We start from the raw sequence: 16,897 nt of genomic DNA, 5'->3' as shown, positions 1-16,897 counted from the left end.
GCCAGCGAGGCAGCCATGAAGGCGTTTTTCTCGGAAGAGCAGCTGCTGCATACGCCGCAGCAATTCATGCGGCTGGGACGCATCAGCGCCCCGACCGACCTGCCGGCGCGCGCGGAAAGCCTGCAAGGCGCATTGGCGGCGCGCGGCATAGGCGTGCAGGCGCCGGCCGACTACGGCCGCAAGCCGCTGCAGGACATCCACAGCCCGGACTACCTGGACTATCTGGAAACGGCCTATGCGCGCTGGCAGGCCCTGCGGTCGACCGCGGTGGATCCCGGCCCCGAAGTGCTGCCCAATCTGTCGCCCTACTACAACGGCCGCGCCGAACTGGCCGGCCGCGGCCCCTGCCCGTCGCCCTCCATCGTGGCGCAGACCGGCTACTACCTGAGCGACCTGTCCTGTCCCATCGGCCCCCAGACCTGGCGCTCGGCGCTGCGCTCCACCCATAGCGCGGTGGCCGCCGCCGACCACGTCGCCAGCACCGGGGGCATGGCCTATGCCTTGTGCCGGCCGTCGGGCCATCACGCCCACCGCGACCGCGCAGGCGGCTTCTGCTATCTGAACAGCAGCGCGGCCGCCGCCAGCCGGCTGCTGCAGACCTGGTCCAAGGTGGCGGTGCTGGACGTGGACGCCCACCATGGCGACGGCACGCAGAACATCTTCTACCAACGCGCCGACGTCATGACGCTGTCCCTGCACGCCGACCCCGCCGGCTACTACCCTTTCTATACCGGCTATGCGCATGAGCGCGGTTACGGACCCGGCGAAGGCTGCAACCTGAATCTGCCGCTTGCGCATGGCTCGGGCAACGACGCCTTCCTGCGGGCGCTGGACACGGCGCTCGCCGCGTTGGCGGGCTACGCGCCGCAGGCGCTGGTGCTGGCCCTGGGCTTTGACACCTACAAGGACGATCCCATCAGCGTGCTCAAACTGGACATCGATGCCTACCGCGACATCGGCGCGCGCGTCGCCAGCCTGGGACTGCCCACCGTGATCGTGCAGGAAGGCGGCTACATGGTCGAGGCCATCGGCCCCGCGCTGGACGCGTTCCTGCAGGGCGCGGGCCGGGCGGCAGCCTGAGGCCGGCCGCAGACATGAGTTCCGTTCCCATCGCCTTGCCCTCGCCGACCGCCGCGCGCCAGACCGGCATCCTGCTGTTCTTCGCCGCGCTGGTGGCCTTCGCCACCTTCGATGCGGGGTCCAAGCACATGCTGGCGCGCTACCCCGCGCCCTTCCTGAACATCATGCGCTACTCGGCGGTGGTCGTGCTGGCGGTGGCGCTGCTATGGCGGCACCGCGGCGGACCGCGGCTGCGCGATGCGGCCGAAAAGCCCCTGCTGATACTGCGCGGCCTGCTGCTGGCCACGGTAGGCACCTGCTTCATGACGGCACTGATCTGGATGCCGCTGTCGGAAGCCACGGCCATCTACTTCACCTCGCCCCTGATCATGGTGGCGTTGTCGCCTTGGCTGCTAGGCGAACGGGTGCGTCCCGCCCAGTGGACGGCGGTGGCGGCGGGCTTCGCGGGCATGCTGCTGATCGTGCGGCCGGGCTCGGACCTGCCCTGGCTGGGCACGCTGCTGATGGCGGTGTCCGCGGTCAGCTACGCGGTGTTCCAGGTGCTGACGCGCAAGCTTTCGGGCAAGGTGCCCGGACCGGTCCAGTATGCGTATACCGCCTTCATCTGCCTCATCGTGACGGGACTGCCGGCGCCGTTCTTCCTGCCGGACCCGTGGCCGGATCTTGCCGACATGCTCTTCATCGTCGGCCTGGGCGCCTGCAGCGGGCTGGCGCAGATCTTCCTGATATCCGCCTTTCAGCGCGTGGCCGCGGCGACACTGGCCCCGCTGAACTACTTCCAGCTGCTGCTGGCGGTGCTGTTCAGCACCTTCTGGTTCCAGCGTCCGCCGGACGCGCTGGCCTTGGCCGGCATGGCGCTGATCATCGCCTCGGGCGTGTTCCTGGCGCTGCGCCGGGCCTGAGGCTTGCGTTCAGCTGGTTTCGCGCTGCACCAGCTTGAAGCCCAGGTCCACGTGGCGTTCGGCGACAGGTTCGCCCGCCAGATGCCGCATCAGCAAGCCCGCGGCCGATACGCCGATCTGGTAGCGCGGCGTGGCGATGGTCGACAAGGGCGGCGTGGTCCAGGCCGTGCCCGCCACGTCGTGGAAGCCGACAATGGCCATGCGTTCGGGCACCGGCACGCCCAGCCGTCCGCACTGGAACACCGCGCCCTGGGCCAGGTCGTCGTTGCAGAAGAAAAGCGCGTCGCAGTCGGGATTGCGCGCGCGCAGTGTTTCCAGCAGGGAGGCCCCCAGGGCGATGGATGATTTCTCCGGCGTCATGATTTCCAGCGCCGGGTCATACAGGCCCGCATCCCGCAATGCCTGGCGGCAGCCTTCGCAGCGGCGCAGCGAGCGCGGATCCAGCTGTGCGCCGACGATGCCGATGCGGCGGTAACCCCGGTCCACCAGATGGCGGCCGGCGGCATAGCCGGAATCGAACTGCGAAAAACCCACGCTCATGTGCTCGCCACCGTCCAGGGTCTCGATCGTGTGCACGGTGGGAATGCGCTGCGTGTCCAACAAGTCCCATACGCCCTGGTTGTGATCGATGCCGGTCAGGATCAGGCCGTCGGGCGCGTGCTGCAGGTACTTGCGCAACAGGGCCTCCTCTTCGTCCGGCGAATAGCCGGTCACGCCGATCAGCATGTGGTAGCCGTGGCGGTCCAGCTCTTCCTTGATCCCCGCGATGATGTCGACGAACACCACGTTGCTCAGGGATGGAATCAGCGCCACGATGGTCTGCGAGCGCGCCGAGGCCAGCGCGCTGGCCGCATGGTTGGGCACGTAGCCCAGTTCCTGGCACACCCGCGCGATGCGCAGCCGCAGTTCTTCCGCCACCTTGTCCGGCGTGCGCAACGCGCGCGATACCGTGATCGCGCTCACGCCCACGCGGCGCGCGACATCCTGCATGGTGACGCGGCCGGCGCGTGAACTGCGGGGTTTACGGATGGACATCGGTCCTCGGCATCGGTTGGTGAGCGCGTAGTCTGACGTAAAAAACTGGGGCTTGCCAAACGCAAAATGTTAGCGCTAACATTTCGCACAGCATAACCCTAAAAAATTCCGGGAAACGGATAGGAGACAAGCATGCAAGCTTCCCCACCGGGGCGGCCCGGCGGTACGCCGCTGGCCCGCGCCGCCAACTGGTGCTTCGCGCTGCAGACCTGGCTGATGGTGGCCTGTCTGGCCGTCATGGTGGTGCTGCTGTTCGGCAACGTCGCGCTGCGCTACCTGTTCAATTCCGGCATCAACGTATCCGACGAGATCGCCCGGCTAGCGTTCGTCTGGATGATTTTCCTGGGCTCGGTGATTGCGCTGCGCTCGCACCAGCACATCGGCGTCACCATGCTGGTCGAACGCTTCGGCCCCGCCGCCCGTCGCGCCTCGCATGTGTTCTGCCAATTGCTGACGCTGTGGGTGCTGTGGCTGATGGCCCAAGGCAGCTGGACCCAGACCGTCATCGGGCTGGACACCGTGCTGCCCGTGACCGGCATGTCTCTGGCGATCTTCAACGCCGCGGCCCTGTATGCGGCTGCCGCCATGGGCATCCTGACCTTGATCGATCTGGTGCGCGTCCTTGCGGGCGGGCCCTTGCCGGCGGAATCCAGCCCCGAAGACCCGCTGGTCTGACGGCTCCGCCTCCAACTCCCCTACCCCGCCCGGACGCCCCCAATGATCTTGACCGTTTTCCTGCTCGTGCTGCTGGGGCTGATCGCCCTGGGCATGCCTATCGCCTTCGCGCTGCTGCTCAGCGCGATCGCCATGATGTTCCAGCTGGACTTCTTCGATACCCAGATCCTGGCGCAGAACATGCTGTCCGGCGCCAACAGCTTCACCCTCATGGCGGTGCCGCTGTTCATGCTGGCCGGCGAACTGATGAACGCCGGCGGCATCTCGCGCCGCATCGTCAATCTGGCCAGTACCTTCGTGGGCCACATCCAGGGCGGCCTGGGCTATGTGGCCATCTTCGCCAGCGTGCTGCTGGCCGCCCTGTCGGGCTCGGCCGTGGCCGATGCCGCGGCGCTGGGCTCGCTGCTCATCCCCATGCTGCGCGAAAAAGGCTATGACGCGGGCCAGGCCTCGGGGCTGATTGCAGCCGGCGGCATCATCGCGCCCATCATTCCGCCCTCGATATCCTTCATCATCTTCGGCGTCGCCACCAACGTGTCGATCACCAAGCTGTTCTTCGCCGGCATCGCGCCCGGCCTGATGATGGGCCTGACCCTGGTCGCGGTGTGGACCTGGGTGGCGCGCAAGCACGGCAGCATCAAGCCCTCGCCGCGCGAGCCCTGGAGCAAGCGTTGGAAGGCACTGCGCGAATCGCTATGGGCCCTGATGCTGCCCGTCATCATCATCGGCGGCTTGCGCGGCGGCATCTTCACGCCGACCGAGGCCGCCGTCGTCGCCGCGGTCTACGCGCTGCTGGTCAGCCTGTTCGTCTACCGCGAAATCGGCGTGCGCGACCTGGCGCCGCTCTTCATCAACGCCGCCAGCACCACCGCCATCGTCATGTTCCTGGTGGCCGCCGCCATGGTCTCGTCCTACATGATCACCCTGGCCGATATGCCGCAGGACCTGATCGCGCTGCTGGAACCCGTGCTGGACCAGCCCAAGCTGCTGATGTTCGCCCTGCTGGTGCTGCTGACGCTGGTGGGCACAGTGATGGATCTGACGCCCACCATCCTGATCCTGGCACCGGTGCTGATGCCGGTGGTCACCAAGGCCGGGATCGACCCCGTCTACTTCGGCGTGATGTTCGTCATGGTGGGCTGCGTGGGCCTGCTGACGCCGCCGGTGGGCACCGTGCTCAACGTGGTCTGCGGCGTCGCCCGCATCAATATGGAAACCATCTGCAGGGGCGTGTGGCGCTACGTCGTCGCCTACACGCTACTGCTGGTCCTGCTGGTGATCTTCCCCGAGCTGATCACCGTCCCCGCACGCTGGATGCATTAGAAAAACCCCAAGGAGGAGCACCATGATCACCCGTTTCAAGACCCGCATTCTTGTCCTGGCGACGGCGCTGTCCTGCGCCATCGCCGGCGTCGCGTCCGCCGCCGACGTCAAACCGCGCCTGATCCGTTTCGGCTATGGCCTGAACGAGGAAAGCGTCCAGGGACGCGCCGCGCGCCACCTGGCGCAGGAACTGGAAAAAATCAGCGGCGGCAAGCTCAAGATGAAGACCTTCGGCTCGGCCAACCTGGGCTCGGACGAACAGATGCAAAGCGCGCTGGTGGGCGGCGTGCAGGAAATGATGGTGGGGTCCACCGCGCCCCTGGCCGGCATGGTCAAGGAGTTCGGCGTTTTCGACCTGCCCTTCCTCTTCAATAGCGAAAAGGAAGCGGACGCCGTGCTGGACGGCCCGATGGGCCAGGACATGCTGAAAAAGCTGGAAGCCAAGGGCATCGTCGGCCTGGTCTATTGGGAAAACGGCTTTCGCAACATGACCAATTCCAAGCGCCCCATCGCCCGCGCGGAAGACCTGCAAGGCATCAAGCTGCGCGTGATGCAGAACCAGATCGCGCTGGGCGTATTCAATACGTTGGGTGCCAACGCCGTGCCCATGCCGTTCTCCGAACTGTTCACCGCGCTGGAAACCCGCACCGTGGACGGCCAGGAAAACCCCATCACCACCATCCAGAGCAGCAAGTTCTACGAGGTGCAGCCCTATCTGACCATCACCCGCCACGTCTACACGCCCTGGGTGGTACTGGCATCCAAGAAATGGTGGGACACCCTGTCGCCAGAAGAACAGAAGCTGATCCGCCAGGCGGCCGCGTCCTCGCGCGACTTTGAACGCCAGGACAGCCGCGCCGATTCGCAGAAGGCGATGACCACGCTGGAAAAGGCCGGCATGAAGATCAATACGGTCTCGCCCGAAGAGATCGCGCGCATGCGCCAGAAGGTGCAGCCGGTGGTCGACAAGTACACGCAGGACCTCGGCCCCGAGCTGGTCAAGCAACTCAATGACGAAATCCAGAAGGCGCGCAACTAGGCCTTTTGCGGCCCGGACGCGCGCCGGGCCGCCACGCAACCGCTGTAAACGAGAATCCCATGTCCCAGACTCCCCGCAAGCTGCGCAGCCAGAAGTGGTTCGACGACCCCGCTCACGCCGACATGACGGCCATCTATGTAGAGCGCTATCTCAACTACGGCCTGACGCGCCAGGAACTGCAATCGGGACGGCCGATCATCGGCATCGCCCAGACCGGCAGCGACCTGGCGCCCTGCAACCGGCATCACCTGGCCCTGGCCGAGCGCATCAAGGCCGGCATCCGCGACGCGGGCGGCATCCCCATGGAATTTCCCGTGCACCCGCTGGCCGAACAGGGGCGGCGGCCCACCGCCGCGCTGGACCGCAACCTGGCCTACCTGGGCCTGGTCGAAATCCTGCACGGCTATCCGCTGGACGGCGTGGTGCTGACCACCGGCTGCGACAAGACCACGCCGGCCTGCCTCATGGCCGCGGCCACCGTCGACATTCCCGCCATCGTGCTGTCCGGCGGACCGATGCTGGACGGTTGGCATGACGGCCAGCGCGTCGGCTCCGGCACGGTCATCTGGCATGCGCGCAACCTGATGGCCGCGGGCAAACTGGACTACGAAGGCTTCATGACGCTGGCCACGGCATCGTCGCCGTCCATCGGCCACTGCAACACCATGGGCACGGCGCTGTCGATGAACTCGCTGGCCGAAGCCCTGGGCATGTCGCTGCCCACCTGCGCCAGCATCCCCGCGCCCTATCGCGAACGCGGCCAGATGGCGTATGCCACCGGCTTGCGCATCTGCGACATGGTGCGGGAAGACCTGCGCCCCTCGCAAATCCTGACGCGGCAAGCCTTCGAGAACGCCATCGTCGTAGCCTCGGCGCTGGGTGCCTCCAGCAACTGCCCGCCGCACCTCATCGCCATGGCCCGCCACGCCGGCATCGACCTGAGCCTGGACGACTGGCAGCGCTTGGGCGAAGACGTGCCGCTGCTGGTCAACTGCGTGCCCGCGGGCGAACATCTGGGCGAAGGCTTCCACCGCGCGGGCGGCGTCCCTGCCGTGCTGCATGAGCTGGCGGCGGCCGGCCGCCTGCATGCGGACTGCGCCACCGTGTCCGGCAAGACCATCGGCGAGATCGCGGCGACGGCCAAGACCAACAATGCCGACGTCATCCGCAGTTGCGACGCGCCGCTCAAACACCGCGCCGGATTCATCGTCCTGTCGGGCAATTTCTTCGACAGCGCGATCATCAAGATGTCGGTCGTGGGCGAAGCCTTCCGCCGCGCCTATCTGTCGGAGCCGGGTTCGGAGAACGCCTTCGAGGCGCGCGCCATCGTGTTCGAAGGTCCCGAGGACTACCACGCGCGCATCGAGGACCCCGCTCTGAACATCGACGAGCATTGCATCCTGGTGATCCGCGGCGCCGGCACCGTGGGCTATCCCGGCAGCGCCGAGGTAGTCAACATGGCGCCGCCCTCGCATCTGCTCAAGCGCGGCATAGACTCGCTGCCCTGCCTGGGCGACGGCCGCCAGAGCGGCACCTCGGCCAGCCCTTCGATCCTGAACATGTCGCCGGAAGCCGCGGTGGGCGGCGGCCTCGCGCTGTTGCGCACGGGCGACCGCATCCGCGTCGACCTGAACCAGCGCTCGGTCATCGCCCTGGTGGACGAAACCGAAATGGAACGCCGCAAACTGGAGCCGCCCTACCAGGCGCCGGAGTCCCAGACGCCGTGGCAAGAGCTGTACCGGCAACTGGTCGGTCAGCTTTCAACCGGCGGCTGCCTTGAGCCCGCCACCTTGTATCTGAGGGTCGTGGAAACGCGCGGCGATCCCCGGCATTCGCATTGACGCCGGCGGCTATGGGGCTTGTCCGCCGCCGGACTGCGGATCCTGCGGCGCCGGCCGCGTGACGACGTAGGCGGCGCTGGCCAGGAAGAACACCGCGACGGCGGCGGCCAGCATCCACGACGGATGCGCGCCCCACCAGAACAGCACGTAGCCCACCGCCATGCCCAGGCAGGCATAGGTCTTGCCCTTGCGCGACACGGCCCCCTGGTCCCGCCACGCGCGCAGGGCGGGACCGTAGGTCGGGCTATCCAGCAACCATTTCTCCAAGCGCGGCGAAGAACGCGAAAAGCAAGCCACCGCCAGGATCAGGAATATGGTCGTAGGCATGACGGGCAGAAACGCGCCGATCACACCCAACGCCAGCATCAGGCAACCCAGGCAGAGCCACAGTACTCTCATCATGATGGGCAGCAGGATATCCCAGGTTTTCCGCTCGCTTCAAACTCGCCGCGCAAAGCCTCCGTTTCCAGACCTACAGCCGCCGGACGGACCGCTCGGTAGCGCCGCGGCAACAACACAGAATAATTTGGAATATATATTCACAAATTGGAATTATTGAATAAAAATCGAGCGTGCGCGGGGCTCCGCGCTTCCCGTCGCAAGGACAAGCCATGCGCAACGCAAGCGATTTGCTGGAAGACTTGTACCGCCGGACCGACCGGGCGATGCTGCCCCTGCTCTGGCTGCTGTTTGCGGTCGGACTGTGCATGGCCCCTCAGTACGGGCGATGGGGCGCCGCGCTCGGAATCGGCCTGGCCGCCGCAGGCATACCGTCGCTCCTGATACTCTGGCGGCCCGGCCGGCTGAGCACCCGCCTGGTGGTGGCCTGTAGCCTGATGGTGCTGGCCGCGCTCCACATCCATCTGATGTCCGGCATGGCCGAGATCCATTTCGGCATCTTCGTGCTGCTCTCACTGCTCCTGGCCTATCGCGACTGGCGCACCATCCTGTGCGCGGCGGTAGTCATCGCGCTGCATCACCTGTCCTTCAACTTCCTGCAGCAATGGGGTTATGGAGCCATTTGCTTCACCGAGCCCAGCCTGCCCATGGTGCTATTGCACGCGGCCTACGTCGTGGTGCAGGCCGCCGCGCTAGGCTGGCTGGCCTGGAAAATGGAACGGGCCGCGGTGGCGGCCGAGGAACTGGCCCGGCTCAGCGCGCACATAGGCCGCGAGGCCGGCGTGTTCGACCTGCGCTTCGGCGGCATGAGCATGGACAGCAGCCTGGGCCGCAGCTTCAAGGCCACGATGGACGCTGTGCACCGGACCCTGAGCGGCGTAAGGAGCACCGCCACCGCCCTTTCCGCCGCCTCGCGCGACATCATGCAGGACAACCAGCAACTCGAGGAACGCACCCGGACCCAGGCCGACTCCCTGGAGCGGACCGTGGCATCGATGCGCGACCTGGCCGCCAACGTCCACGACAACGCCAGCAATGCCTTTCAGGCCCAGCAACTGAGCGACGAAGCGCGCCGCATCGTCGACACGGGCAGCGCCGCGGTCGCGGGCGTCGCATCCGTGATGGGAGAAATCCAGCAGGAAGCCAACAAGATCTCCGAAATCACCGGCTTGATCGACAGCATCGCGTTCCAGACCAATATCCTCGCCTTGAACGCCGCGGTGGAAGCAGCCCGCGCCGGCGAAAGCGGGCGCGGCTTTGCGGTCGTCGCCACCGAGGTCCGCGCGCTGGCCCAGCGCAGCGCCAGCGCCGCGCGCGAAATCCGCACCCTGATCGACGGCTCTCTTGAAAAAACCGGCAGCGGTTTCCGCCAGGCCGACCATGCCGCCGGCGTGATCCGCGAGGTCGTGGCCAGCATCGAACGCGTTGCGGCCATCGTCGGCCAAATCGGCGACGCGGGCCGGGCCCAGAGCACAGACATCGACGAGGTCAACCAGGCCGTGACCCAGATGGACGAACTGACCCGGCAGAATGCGGCCCGGGTGGCCCAGGCCGCCGACGCCTCGGCGTCCCTGCAATCGCAGGCGGCCGAACTGCTGCAAGCCGTGGGCGTGTTCCGCCTGCAGGATGAACGGCAGCCGGAAACGCCGTCCGCCCCGAGGGTGGCCGCTCCAGGGCGCGCCGCGCCGCTGGCCCTGGCCGGCGGCTGAGGCCAGGATTGCGCGAAACGCCTGCCGCCGGCAGGCGCTTCACCGTCCTTTGCAGGGCTGGGCTTTCATGGAAGAATCATTGTCTCCCATGGCTCCAGCCCCCTCACGACCATGACTCCCTTTGCTTCCATACTCGCTATCCTCGGTGCGCTGTGGCTCGGAGCCATGTTGCCGGGGCCAAGCTTCATCATCGTTGCGCGCAAGGCCATCGGCCAGTCGCGCTGGGACGGCCTGGCCTCGGCCTTCGGCATGGGTGCGGGCGGGATGCTGTTCGCCGGCCTGGCGCTGGCGGGCCTGTATTCCCTGCTGCAAAGCGTGGAATGGCTGTACGTCGCGCTGAAAATCGCCGGCGGCGCCTATCTGCTTTACGTCGCTGCCGGCATCTGGCGCAACGCCAGGCAGCCTTTTTCAATGCCCGGCAGCGGCGCGCCAGCATCGCGCAATGGACGTCGTTCCTTCTGGATCGGTCTCACGACCCAGTTGAGCAACCCCAAGACGGCCATCTGGTATGGCAGCATCTTCGCCGCCCTGCTGCCCCAGCATCCGCCGGCATGGACCTATGTCGCGCTGCCGCCCCTGGTGTTTCTGGTCGAATTCGGCTGGTATGCAATCGTGGCGCTCTGCTTTTCCACCAAGGGCCCGCGCGAGATTTACTTGCGGGCGAAGAAATGGATAGACCGGGCAGCGGCGGGGGTTATTTCGGCGTTGGGCTTGCGGCTTATTCTTAATGCGCCCAAAAACGGGCTTTAGGAAAAGTCGGGCTTCCGATGCGCGAAACGAGCAGCCGCCGCGGATAGAAGCCACACCGCGGGTGGCGCTCCCCTGCAGACAGGCAGAACCTACCGCAGCTTTTGCTGATAGAGTTCTTGCGCGCCCTCCAATGAAGCGCGCATTCCGTAAATCGTGCCACCGCCGCCACGGCTGAACCATAGTTCGTACTGCCACATCCCGTCCACGAAGACACGGGAGATCGTCCAGCCCGTTGGCCCCTGCCAGTAATAGTCGTCCCGCTGCGTCCATTCCTCGTCGATCATGCTCCGTCCCCTCTCGGCCGAAACCGGGCCGAATTGCGCTGCTGCCGACGTCAAATATACTGTATATTTGTACAGTAAATGAAGCCTCAGCATGACGGCAAGGGGTGTTGCGGAGATTGCCGGATGCAGGTATTCCTGGACTCAGCCCGGCAAGCGATTACGCAATCTGCATCTCACGCCGCGCCTGCTTGTCTGCATACATCAATTGATCTGCTTCCCTGAGGACGGCTTGCAGCGCGCTGGCCGATGGGTCGGCGTTCACAATGCCAAAGCTCGCGCCAGCGTAGTGAAAACTGCAGTCGTCCAAGGTGTACATGCCGCTTAGCAACGGGGCTAGCCGTGTGCGCATTGTTTCAACCACAGCATCAGCCGTTGGCCCTGACCTTCGGCCCAAGCCAACGACGACGAATTCGTCGCCCCCCCATCGACCCAGCACCTCCCCAGAACGCAGGCCAGCCGACAGACGCCGGCCAACCTCGATCAAGAATTTGTCGCCGATGTCGTGGCCGTAGGTATCGTTAATCGTCTTGAACCCATCCAGATCTATAAACGCGACTTGAACAGACCGCTGCGTCCGATTCGCTTCCGAGAAATATCGCTCCAACTCCGCCATGATCGCGCGCCGGTTCGGCAAGCCGGTAAGCGCATCATGGTTGGCGGCATGCCGTTCATCCTGGCGGCGGCTCACCATTTGCGCGACCACATGGCTGGAGAGAAGGATCAGGACCAGACCGACCATCGCCACCAATCCCGTCACCCAGATATGTCGCTTGCGCATAGGCGCCAGGTATTCGAGCGAGGCCAGCGTGATCAAGTGGTATTGCCCATTCGCCAGCGCCTGCCGTCTCACCAGATATGGCCTGCCATCGATGAACCAACGGCCGGATTGGATGGACCCGGGCATGGCGCGAATATCCAGGGGTTCGCCCGGGTCTTCATCGCCATCGGAAGGCAGTACCGAACCAACAGGTAAAAGCGCTGCGACATTACGCAGCATGAACGGCTCGGACGAGGCCGTGGTTACTCTTCCCTGGCGATTCACAACCAAGGCAATATGTCGCCCGGCCAGGTAGAGAGCCACATCTGGCGCGTCGAACTTTACGGTCACTGAGCCCTGCGGCACATCATTCGCGTCCTCGATACGGCTGGCGACGAAATACGATGGGCTCTTGTTCAGCCGGGCAATACCGAAATAGCTGCCGTAGCCATCGCGCAATGCGTCTTCGAGATAGGCCCGGCCCGAGTAGATCATGCCAACGATGCTATCGGGTTCTGCCCAGTTGCTGGCCGTCACCGTATCGTCCGACATATTGTTCATATAAATACGGGCGTATCGCAGGTCGCCGGCCAGTTCATTCATGAAGTCGCCCACCCTGCGCACCAATGGATCCCGCGTAAACAGGGCGGCTCGCTGCTCTCGGGACAAGTCGGCTACGCCGGGTGGATCCGTGCGGTATCGAATGGCAAGCTGGATCACTTGGCCCTGGCGAGCCACCATGTTCGCCACGCTGACCATCTCGGTAAATAACCGGTCCATGACGCGCGCGGTAATTCTTGCTTCGTATTCAGCGCTGGCAGCGAGACTGTCCAGCCGTGATGCCTCCGTTCCCTGAGACATCCATCGTGCAATACCTATCACCAACGCAAGCCACGCCAAAACCAGACCCAGCGTCACGCGACGCACCAGGGACCGGCTCTGCCGTTCACGTCTGCCTTGTCGCGACAATTCTTCGCTCACACGGTCCCCTGGTCCAAACCAACGTGCTTTGGCAATCATCGGCCAATCCGCCAATCGTGTTGAAAGGAATGGCCCGGCCGATCAACGGAACGCGGGCAAACCATTCCGCCACACAATAATGAACCGCCATGTTTCCATTATGCGTGGCTTACTTCAACATAATTCGGTGATTTACTGTGAACTGCGCAGAACGCACAGGCTTGGGTTAATGCGGACCCAACGGCTTACGCGGGTAGCGGAAGAGTCTTCGCGCATTTGCCATTGCCCGCGAAAACCATGTCCGAATGCATGGAGCTTGGCATGCTCCGGGTAAAACCCAAACAAAAAAGCCGCCAGATCATCGATCTAGCGGCTTTCTCTTTGCCGTGCTTGACAGCACTTTGCAGGAATTTGGTAGGCGGTATTGGAATCGAACCAACGACCTCCACGATGTCAACGTGGCGCTCTAACCAGCTGAGCTAACCGCCTGCAAAGAAGAAGAATTATATAGTGCTTTTTTAAACTATGCAAATCGTCTTGGAAGACATTTTGCATTTTTTATTGCGCTTCGAAGTTTGCGGCGTTTGCTTTGCATATGCCTTCAAGCTTCTCGCGCAACGCGTTTTGAAGAGCCTGTTCTGAGAACCCGGGGCGCCGCTTTTCAGCCTTGCCGCACTGCTTCAAACCGCCTGCACCGCACTACTAATTTCCCTTCAGCTTCGCGTCTGCCGCTTGCGCCGCAGCAACGAAGAACGAGATTCTATCAGAACTTTTGATTCCTCGCTCAAGCTCCACCCCGCTACTCACATCGACCGCCCAAGGACGCACCAACTCAACGGCCTGGCCGACGTTTTCAGCGTTCAAGCCGCCGGACAGGATCAGGGGCCGCGACACCGGATCGGCCCTCACCTCGTCAAGCAAGGCGTAGTCAAATCCATGGCCGCTGCCGCCGTAGCCCGCGCTGTAGCTGTCGAACAACCAGCCTGCGGCCTCGCCGTAGGCACGGCAGGTGGAGGCCAGGTTTTCCGCGGTATCCAGGCCGGGCGCGCCGGCACGGAATGCCCGCAGAAAGCGATGGCCATGGCGCGCGCAGTCCTGCGGCGTTTCATCACCATGGAACTGCAGCAGCTCCGGCTTGACCTGGTCCAGCACGGCCTGCACCTCGGCCTGCTCCGGATTCACGAACAAGGCCACCACATCGACAAAGGCCGGCACCATGCGCCGCAACTGGGCCGCGCGCGCGGGCGTCACGCAGCGCTTGCTCTTGGCGTAGAACACAAAGCCGATCGCATCGACGCCCGCCGCCACGGCGGCGTCGATGTCCTGTTCACGGGTCAATCCACAGATCTTGATGCGTGTGCGCATGAAACTCTTCGCTTCCTGGCCGCCCTGCGCGGCCGGTCACTTCAGTATATCCGGCGTGCAGGCAGCGCCTACGCGGCCGGCTGGCCCAGGGTGGCCACGAGATTGTCGAAACTGCCTTCGGCCAGGCGGAACCAGGGAGTTTCCTTGTCGCGGAACGCCGCCATGCTGTCGTAGAGCTTCTTGAACATGGGATCCTTGGCGCTCATTTCCTGGTAGGCGGCAAGCGAGGCCTCGTAGCTCGCCTGCAGGACCGGCTTGGGAAACGCCTTCAACTGCGCGCCGCGCGAAACCAGGCGGCGCAGCGCGTCCGGATTGCCGGCATCATACTTGGCGATCATGTTGGCAGTCGCCATGCGGCACGCCAGCGCCAGGGCGGACTGATACGGCTTGGGCAGTTCATCGTGAGCGTCCTGGTTCACATACAAGGACAATTGCAGCGTGCCCGCCCACCAACCCGGAAAGTAGTAATTCCTGGCCACTTTGTAGAGCGCCAGGTTCTCATCGTCATAGGGACCTATCCACGCAACGGCGTCCACCACGCCCTGCTCCAGCGCGGCATACGCTTCGGCCACCGGCACGTCCACGGGCGTGGCGCCCATCCGCGCCAGCACATGGCGGGCAAAGCCGCCGGCCTTCACCTTGAGCCCGCGCAAATCGTCCACGGTCTTGATTTCCCCGCGAAACCAGCCGCCCATCTGCGCGCCGGTATAGCCGCAGGGAAAGTTCAGGATGTTGTACTTGTCGAACAGCACCCGCGTGAGCGCCAGGCCTTCGCCTTGCGTCATCCACGCATTCATCTGCCGCGTGTTCAAACCGAAAGGCACGCCGGCGTCAAAGCACAGCGCCGGGTCGATATCGAAGTAGCGGGTCGATGCCGTATGGCCGCAATCGACAACGCGGTGCTGCACGGCTTCCAGCACCTGGCCCGGTTGCACCAGGTCGCCGGCGGGAAAGATCTCGATGCTGAAGCGTCCGTCGGTCACCTCGTTCACGTAGCGCGCCACGTCTTCGGCGCCAGCGAACAAGGTCGGAGACTCGTTGGGAAAACTGGAGGCCAGCCGCCATGCGACCTTGGCTGGGGCTGCCACCACCGCCGGCGCTTCGGGCGCGGCGGCCGGGGCCGGGGCCGGCGGCGGGGTGGGCGCGGCCTCTTGCGGACCCGACGGCGGTTCCGACGGAGCCGGGCTGGCATTTTCCTCGGCCAACGGAACTTCCTGCGCGAACGCCGGAGCGACCAGGGCGGCGCCGCCCAAGGCAGTCTGCTTCAAAAACGCGCGGCGTTGCATGGCAAGAGCCTCCATTGGATACGGGCAGGTATCGCCGTTGCCGGCGGCATCCCTAATAGGTTTGAGTAAACGGCGACAGCAACTGCGATCCCCCGTCGAGTTCATGCAAACCGAACTCTTCCGGATAATCGATGGCGGACAGGTACAGCCCATCGGGCGCGAACGTCGGCGCGCCCAGCTTGCGGTCGCGCCAGGACAGCAACTGCGCCATCCAGTCCACCGGCTCGCGCCCCTGCCCGATCTGCAACAGCGCGCCCATGATGTTGCGCACCATATGATGCAGGAAGGCATTGGCCTTCAGCGTGAACACCAGGAACGGCCCGCGCTCATCGATGTCCAGCCGGTACAGATGGCGCACGGGATGCTTGGCCTGGCACTGCGAAGAACGGAAGCTGGAAAAGTCGTGCTCGCCCAGCAAGGCGTTCGCCGCGGTCCGCATGGCATCGACGTCCAGCGGCTGGAAACACCAACCCGCCCGGCCGGCCCACAGCGCTGGCCGCACCCGGCCGCGCCACAACAAGTACACGTAGGTTCGGGCGCGCGCCGAAAAACGCGCATGGAATTCGTCCGACACGGGCTGCGCCCACTGGACCGAAATGCTGGGCGGCAGGAAGGCGTTCACCCCCCGGACCCAGGATTCCATCCGGCGGTCAAGCCCGGTGTCCAGATGGACCACCTGCATCGCGCCGTGCACGCCGGTATCCGTGCGGCCAGCGCAAATCGTCGCGACCGGCCCTTGCACGCCACAAAAACTACCCAGCGCGGCTTCCAGCGTGTCCTGCACCGTTTGTCGGTGCGGCTGTGTCTGCCAACCCTGCCAGGCGGAGCCGTCATACGCCAGCCCCAATGCAACTCTAGACATGTATCAAACCCGTGGCCCGCCGACACGGCGCGGTTCGTCCGTGGGCGGTTCGTCCAGGTCGAGATTGATGCTACCGAGCTTGCGGTTCAGCGCCGCCGTATCCAGCGCTGGCTCGTTGAATTCATAGGTTTCCTCGTCATCGTCTCCACGCCGCGCGCCCGCCCGACGCAATAGCCATGCAATGGCGAATGCGATCAGCGCGAGCACCGCCGTGACGATGACGAGCAGATTATCGGCCAGCCACGCAGGCATGTCCGAGGTGAGATCCTTCTCTGCCGGCTTGCCGGCAGCCTGGTCCGACGAGGACGCCTCTGGAGCGGTTGCGGCGGAAGATGTGCCAGCGGCGCCTGGGGCGCTTGCACTGCCTGCCGCCCCGGTAGCGCCTGCCGCGCCCGAAGCGCCTGCCGCGCCCGGAGTGCCTGCCACACCCGAAGCACCTGCCACACCCGGAGTACCTGCCGCGCCCGGAGTACCTGCCGCGCCCGGAGTGCCTGCCGCACCCGGAGCACCTGCCGCACCCGAAGTACCTGCCGCGCCCGAAGTACCTGCCGCGCCCGGAGTGCCTGCCGCACCCGGAGTACCTGCCGCACCCGAAGTACCTGCCGCACCCGAAGTACTTGCCGCACCCGA

General features: G+C 65.0%; 16 protein-coding genes and 1 tRNA gene. 8 read left to right on the top strand and 9 right to left on the bottom strand.

Going from position 1 to position 16,897, the window contains the following annotated elements; translation table 11 throughout:
* The first annotated feature begins 15 nt into the window (after positions 1–15).
* Complete coding sequence (locus tag BRO63_RS10245; RefSeq protein ID WP_088139698.1) at positions 16–1,080, top strand: histone deacetylase family protein; 1,065 nt, start codon at positions 16–18, stop codon at positions 1,078–1,080.
* Between the two features lie 14 nt (positions 1,081–1,094).
* On the top strand, positions 1,095–1,982 hold the full coding sequence (locus BRO63_RS10240) for a DMT family transporter (protein WP_088139696.1): 888 nt from the start codon (positions 1,095–1,097) through the stop codon (positions 1,980–1,982).
* Positions 1,983–1,991: 9 nt separating this feature from the next.
* On the opposite strand, the gene BRO63_RS10235 is transcribed toward BRO63_RS10240, so the two are convergent.
* A complete protein-coding gene (locus BRO63_RS10235) occupies positions 1,992–3,017 on the bottom strand; it encodes a LacI family DNA-binding transcriptional regulator (protein ID WP_088139695.1) in 1,026 nt (341 codons plus the stop codon).
* Between the two features lie 132 nt (positions 3,018–3,149).
* Between BRO63_RS10235 and BRO63_RS10230 the strand changes: the two genes are divergently transcribed.
* From BRO63_RS10230 to BRO63_RS10215, 4 genes are read left to right on the top strand one after another with little or no spacing between them, the layout of a single operon-like run.
* Positions 3,150–3,692 (top strand): TRAP transporter small permease, encoded by a 543-nt coding sequence (locus BRO63_RS10230; RefSeq protein ID WP_088139693.1) that lies wholly within the window; start codon positions 3,150–3,152, stop codon positions 3,690–3,692.
* Between the two features lie 42 nt (positions 3,693–3,734).
* A complete protein-coding gene (locus BRO63_RS10225; protein ID WP_088139691.1) occupies positions 3,735–5,015 on the top strand; it encodes a TRAP transporter large permease in 1,281 nt (426 codons plus the stop codon).
* A 22-nt stretch (positions 5,016–5,037) separates the two neighbouring features.
* Entirely contained in the window at positions 5,038–6,054 is a 1,017-nt protein-coding gene (locus BRO63_RS10220; protein WP_088139690.1) for a TRAP transporter substrate-binding protein, read from the top strand.
* Between the two features lie 59 nt (positions 6,055–6,113).
* A complete protein-coding gene (locus tag BRO63_RS10215) occupies positions 6,114–7,895 on the top strand; it encodes an IlvD/Edd family dehydratase (RefSeq protein ID WP_088139688.1) in 1,782 nt (593 codons plus the stop codon).
* 9 nt (positions 7,896–7,904) lie between these two features.
* Here BRO63_RS10215 and BRO63_RS10210 read toward each other — a convergent pair whose 3' ends face one another.
* Positions 7,905–8,297 carry a YbaN family protein gene (locus BRO63_RS10210; protein WP_088139686.1) on the bottom strand — a complete coding sequence of 131 codons (393 nt, stop codon included), beginning with the start codon at positions 8,295–8,297 and terminating at the stop codon, positions 7,905–7,907.
* A 209-nt stretch (positions 8,298–8,506) separates the two neighbouring features.
* Between BRO63_RS10210 and BRO63_RS10205 the strand changes: the two genes are divergently transcribed.
* Both BRO63_RS10205 and BRO63_RS10200 read left to right on the top strand, forming a co-directional pair.
* Positions 8,507–10,003, top strand: a complete 1,497-nt coding sequence (locus tag BRO63_RS10205) for a methyl-accepting chemotaxis protein (protein ID WP_088139685.1) — start codon at positions 8,507–8,509, stop codon at positions 10,001–10,003.
* Between the two features lie 111 nt (positions 10,004–10,114).
* Positions 10,115–10,753 (top strand): LysE family translocator, encoded by a 639-nt coding sequence (locus BRO63_RS10200; protein WP_088139683.1) that lies wholly within the window; start codon positions 10,115–10,117, stop codon positions 10,751–10,753.
* Positions 10,754–10,842: 89 nt separating this feature from the next.
* On the opposite strand, the gene BRO63_RS10195 is transcribed toward BRO63_RS10200, so the two are convergent.
* From BRO63_RS10195 to BRO63_RS34460, 7 genes are all read right to left on the bottom strand, one after another.
* The gene (locus BRO63_RS10195; protein ID WP_088139739.1) at positions 10,843–11,037 is read right to left on the bottom strand and encodes a hypothetical protein; all 195 of its coding nucleotides are present in this window, start codon (positions 11,035–11,037) and stop codon (positions 10,843–10,845) included.
* A 157-nt stretch (positions 11,038–11,194) separates the two neighbouring features.
* Positions 11,195–12,814 carry a GGDEF domain-containing protein gene (locus BRO63_RS10190; RefSeq protein WP_088139681.1) on the bottom strand — a complete coding sequence of 540 codons (1,620 nt, stop codon included), beginning with the start codon at positions 12,812–12,814 and terminating at the stop codon, positions 11,195–11,197.
* 352 nt (positions 12,815–13,166) lie between these two features.
* Positions 13,167–13,243, bottom strand: a tRNA-Val gene (locus BRO63_RS10185).
* Between the two features lie 213 nt (positions 13,244–13,456).
* Entirely contained in the window at positions 13,457–14,119 is a 663-nt protein-coding gene (locus BRO63_RS10180) for a phosphoribosylanthranilate isomerase (protein ID WP_088139680.1), read from the bottom strand.
* Between the two features lie 68 nt (positions 14,120–14,187).
* Positions 14,188–15,405 carry a TRAP transporter substrate-binding protein gene (locus BRO63_RS10175; protein ID WP_088139679.1) on the bottom strand — a complete coding sequence of 406 codons (1,218 nt, stop codon included), beginning with the start codon at positions 15,403–15,405 and terminating at the stop codon, positions 14,188–14,190.
* A gap of 52 nt (positions 15,406–15,457) precedes the next feature.
* Positions 15,458–16,267: a tRNA pseudouridine(38-40) synthase TruA gene (gene truA / locus BRO63_RS10170; protein ID WP_088139677.1), complete on the bottom strand. Its 810-nt coding sequence runs from the start codon at positions 16,265–16,267 to the stop codon at positions 15,458–15,460.
* 3 nt (positions 16,268–16,270) lie between these two features.
* Positions 16,271–16,519, bottom strand: a complete 249-nt coding sequence (locus BRO63_RS34460; protein ID WP_256943274.1) for a hypothetical protein — start codon at positions 16,517–16,519, stop codon at positions 16,271–16,273.
* Positions 16,520–16,897 lie beyond the last annotated feature (378 nt).

This window comes from Achromobacter xylosoxidans, from assembly GCF_002192695.1.
Classification (GTDB): Bacteria; Pseudomonadota; Gammaproteobacteria; order Burkholderiales; family Burkholderiaceae_B; genus Achromobacter; species Achromobacter xylosoxidans_C.
This window is presented reverse-complemented; position numbering and strand designations above follow the sequence as displayed.

Excerpts from the sequence above, each read along its gene's own strand:
- BRO63_RS10245 (WP_088139698.1), top strand. The coding sequence starts at position 16 with ATGAAGGCGTTTTTCTCGGAAGAGCAGCTGCTGCATACGCCGCAGCAA.
- BRO63_RS10240 (WP_088139696.1), top strand. The coding sequence starts at position 1,095 with ATGAGTTCCGTTCCCATCGCCTTGCCCTCGCCGACCGCCGCGCGCCAG.
- BRO63_RS10235 (WP_088139695.1), bottom strand. The coding sequence starts at position 3,017 with ATGTCCATCCGTAAACCCCGCAGTTCACGCGCCGGCCGCGTCACCATG.
- BRO63_RS10230 (WP_088139693.1), top strand. The coding sequence starts at position 3,150 with ATGCAAGCTTCCCCACCGGGGCGGCCCGGCGGTACGCCGCTGGCCCGC.
- BRO63_RS10225 (WP_088139691.1), top strand. The coding sequence starts at position 3,735 with ATGATCTTGACCGTTTTCCTGCTCGTGCTGCTGGGGCTGATCGCCCTG.
- BRO63_RS10220 (WP_088139690.1), top strand. The coding sequence starts at position 5,038 with ATGATCACCCGTTTCAAGACCCGCATTCTTGTCCTGGCGACGGCGCTG.
- BRO63_RS10215 (WP_088139688.1), top strand. The coding sequence starts at position 6,114 with ATGTCCCAGACTCCCCGCAAGCTGCGCAGCCAGAAGTGGTTCGACGAC.
- BRO63_RS10210 (WP_088139686.1), bottom strand. The coding sequence starts at position 8,297 with ATGATGAGAGTACTGTGGCTCTGCCTGGGTTGCCTGATGCTGGCGTTG.
- BRO63_RS10205 (WP_088139685.1), top strand. The coding sequence starts at position 8,507 with ATGCGCAACGCAAGCGATTTGCTGGAAGACTTGTACCGCCGGACCGAC.
- BRO63_RS10200 (WP_088139683.1), top strand. The coding sequence starts at position 10,115 with ATGACTCCCTTTGCTTCCATACTCGCTATCCTCGGTGCGCTGTGGCTC.
- BRO63_RS10195 (WP_088139739.1), bottom strand. The coding sequence starts at position 11,037 with ATGATCGACGAGGAATGGACGCAGCGGGACGACTATTACTGGCAGGGG.
- BRO63_RS10190 (WP_088139681.1), bottom strand. The coding sequence starts at position 12,814 with ATGATTGCCAAAGCACGTTGGTTTGGACCAGGGGACCGTGTGAGCGAA.
- BRO63_RS10180 (WP_088139680.1), bottom strand. The coding sequence starts at position 14,119 with ATGCGCACACGCATCAAGATCTGTGGATTGACCCGTGAACAGGACATC.
- BRO63_RS10175 (WP_088139679.1), bottom strand. The coding sequence starts at position 15,405 with ATGCAACGCCGCGCGTTTTTGAAGCAGACTGCCTTGGGCGGCGCCGCC.
- truA (WP_088139677.1), bottom strand. The coding sequence starts at position 16,267 with ATGTCTAGAGTTGCATTGGGGCTGGCGTATGACGGCTCCGCCTGGCAG.
- BRO63_RS34460 (WP_256943274.1), bottom strand. The coding sequence starts at position 16,519 with ATGCCTGCGTGGCTGGCCGATAATCTGCTCGTCATCGTCACGGCGGTG.